The sequence below is a fragment of the Prevotella sp. P5-92 genome (assembly GCF_002251245.1).
Taxonomy (GTDB): domain Bacteria; phylum Bacteroidota; class Bacteroidia; order Bacteroidales; family Bacteroidaceae; genus Prevotella.
The window spans coordinates 1-3,170 of sequence record NZ_NPJG01000030.1; the positions used below are offsets into that span (position 1 = coordinate 1).

The 3,170-nt window shown below is 54.4% G+C and carries 2 rRNA genes; both read right to left on the reverse strand.

Features of this window, described 5'->3' with window-relative positions:
- Positions 1-3: 3 nt before the first annotated feature.
- Positions 4-116 (reverse strand): 5S ribosomal RNA (gene rrf / locus CIK99_RS03145).
- A 108-nt stretch (positions 117-224) separates the two neighbouring features.
- Positions 225-3,125, reverse strand: a 23S ribosomal RNA gene (locus tag CIK99_RS03150).
- Between the last annotated feature and the right edge of the window lie 45 nt (positions 3,126-3,170).

The window sequence follows — 3,170 nt, forward strand, 5'->3', positions numbered from 1 at the left end:
AAAAGAAGGCGGCCTCCTACTCTCCCACATTGCATTGCAGTACCATCGGCGCAAGCGGGCTTAACTTCTCTGTTCGGAATGGGAAGAGGTGGGACCCCGCCGCAATAACCACCTGATATAAGTTTTACGGTGCTTCACCGTGTACAGGTTGACTATCCACACACGAGAACTGGTAGAGAAAAACCCTACAGCAGCCTACAGCTGAAAATACGGGGAAAAACCCGCCACGAAAGATTTCGGGCAATTAGTACAGCTCGGCTTTGACGTCGCCGTCTTTACACCTGCTGCCTATCAACGTCGTAGTCTGCGACGACCCTAAAAGGAGTTCTAATCTTGAGGCTGGCTTCGCACTTAGATGCTTTCAGCGCTTATCCATTCCAGACGCGGATACCCGGCGGTGCGCCTGGCGGCACAACCGGTAAACCGGAGGTCTGTCCACCACGGTCCTCTCGTACTAGTGGCGGCACCACGCAAAACTCCAACGCCCACGATAGATAGAGACCGAACTGTCTCACGACGTTCTGAACCCAGCTCGCGTGCCACTTTAATGGGCGAACAGCCCAACCCTTGGGACCTTCTCCAGCCCCAGGATGTGACGAGCCGACATCGAGGTGCCAAACCACCCCGTCGATATGAGCTCTTGGGGGGGATCAGCCTGTTATCCCCGGAGTACCTTTTATCCTTTGAGCGATGCAGTTTCCATACACTTGCACCGGATCACTATGCCCCAGTTTCCTGCCTGCTCGGCATGTCTGCCTCCCAGTCAAGCGCCCTTATGCCATTGCACTCACTAAGGCCGGTTACCAATCGGCCCGAGGGCACCTTTGGAAGCCTCCGTTACGCTTTTGGAGGCGACCACCCCAGTCAAACTACCCACCAAGCAGTGTCCGCGAAAAAAGCGCGTTAGACCTCAGACAGCCAAAGGGCCGTATTTCAAGGATGGCTCCACACATGCTGGCGCACATGATTCACAGCCTCCGGCCTATCCTACACATCGGATGACCAAGGTCAATGCTAAGCTGTAGTAAAGGTTCACGGGGTCTTTTCGTCCCATCGCGGGTAATCGGCATCTTCACCGATACTACAATTTCACTGAGATCATGGTTGAGACAGTGTCCGGATCATTACACCATTCGTGCAGGTCGGAACTTACCCGACAAGGAATTTCGCTACCTTAGGACCGTTATAGTTACGGCCGCCGTTTACCGGGGCTTCAATTCAATGCTTCCCTCGCGGTGACATCTCCTCTTAACCTTCCGGCACCGGGCAGGTGTCAGGCTGTATACTTCATCTTTCGAGTTCGCACAGCCCTGTGTTTTTGTTAAACAGTTGCCTGGACCTATTCTCTGCGCCTCACATGACTGTGAGGACCCCTTATCCCGAAGTTACGGGGTCAGTTTGCCTAGTTCCTTAACCATGAATCTCTCAACGCCTTAGTATGTTCTACCCGTCCACCTGTGTCGGTTTGCGGTACGGGTACCAAGGGAATTATGCTTAGCGGATTTTCTCGGGAGTATGATTACCCTCACTGTCAGGTTCCTCCGAGGAGGACCCCGTACTTTCAGGTTCGGCTCAGGGTACGGATTTGCCTGTACCCGTCAGCGCCTACACCCTTCAACGCGCATATCCGTCAGCGCGCGGAGGTTCCACTGCTCCGTCTCCACAATCGCTCCCCAAGGTAGTACGGGAATGTTGACCCGTTCTGCCATCGCCATCGCCGTTCGGCTGAGGCTTAGGACCCGACTGACCCCGGGATGATTGACATTGCCCGGGAAACCTTAGACTTACGGCGGGGCGGATTCTCGCCGCCCTAGTCGTTACTTATACCTACATTTGCTTTTCCATGCGCTCCACAAGGCGTCACCGCCTCGATTCAGCGCACATGGAATGCTCCCCTACCGATACTTTTTAATATGCTATCCCGCGCCTTCGGCGTCCGTCTTATACCCGATTATTATCCACGCCCGGACCCTCGACTAGTGAGCTGTTACGCACTCTTTGAATGAATGGCTGCTTCCAAGCCAACATCCTAGCTGTCACAGGGACCAGACTTCGTTAGACTAACTCAGACGGAACTCAGGGGCCTTAGACGGCGGTCTGGATTCTTCTCCTCTCGGGGACGGACCTTAGCACCCGCCCCCTTACTGCACGGCTGCAGAGCATGAGCATTCGGAGTTCGTCAGGTCGCGATAGGCGGTGAAGCCCTCTTGACCTATCGGTCGCTCTACCTCTCATGCTGAACACCGCACGCGGCACCTAAATGCCTTTCGGGGAGTACGAGCTATCTCCAAGTTTGATTGGCCTTTCACTCCTACACACACCTCATCCGGAAGCTTTTCAACGCTTATCGGTGCGGTCCTCCATCCCGTGTTACCGGGACTTCAACCTGGACATGTGTAGATCACTTGGTTTCGCGTCTACCCCCTCTGACTAAACGCCCTCTTCAGGCTCGCTTTCACTGCGGATGCGTGTATCGTTACACTTATCCTCGCCAGAGATGGTAACTCGTAGGTTCATTATGCAAAAGGCACGCCGTCACATGCATAGCATGCTCCGACCGCTTGTAGGCGCATGGTTTCAGGAACTATTTCACTCCCCTCGTCGGGGTGCTTTTCACCTTTCCTTCACAGTACTCGTTCGCTATCGGTCTCATGGGAGTATTTAGCCTTGCCGGATGGTCCCGGCGGATTCGCGCAGGATTACTCGTGTCCCGCGTTACTCAGGATACCGCTACGCCACTTCTCGCTTCACGTAAGGGGCTTTCACCCGCTATGGCTGGCCTTTCCAGGCCATTCCGTTCACAATCAGTGTGCGACAGCGCGGTCCTACAACCCCGAGGCTGCATCGCTACAGTCTCGGTTTGGGCTCTTCCCCGTTCGCTCGCCACTACTGGGGGAATCACGTTTTGTTTTCTCTTCCTGGAGGTACTAAGATGTTTCAGTTCCCTCCGTTCGCCTCATTACAACTGCGTAATGATGACAGTCCTTCAGACTGACGGGTTGTCCCATTCGGAAATCCGCGGATCAAAGGATATTTGCTCCTACCCGCGGCTTATCGCAGCTTATCACGTCCTTCATCGCCTCCATGAGCCAAGGCATCCGCCATGCGCCCTTATTCACTTTCTTGGTAGTGGCCATCAACATGGCCGCTCATACTTTCAGCTGTATCCC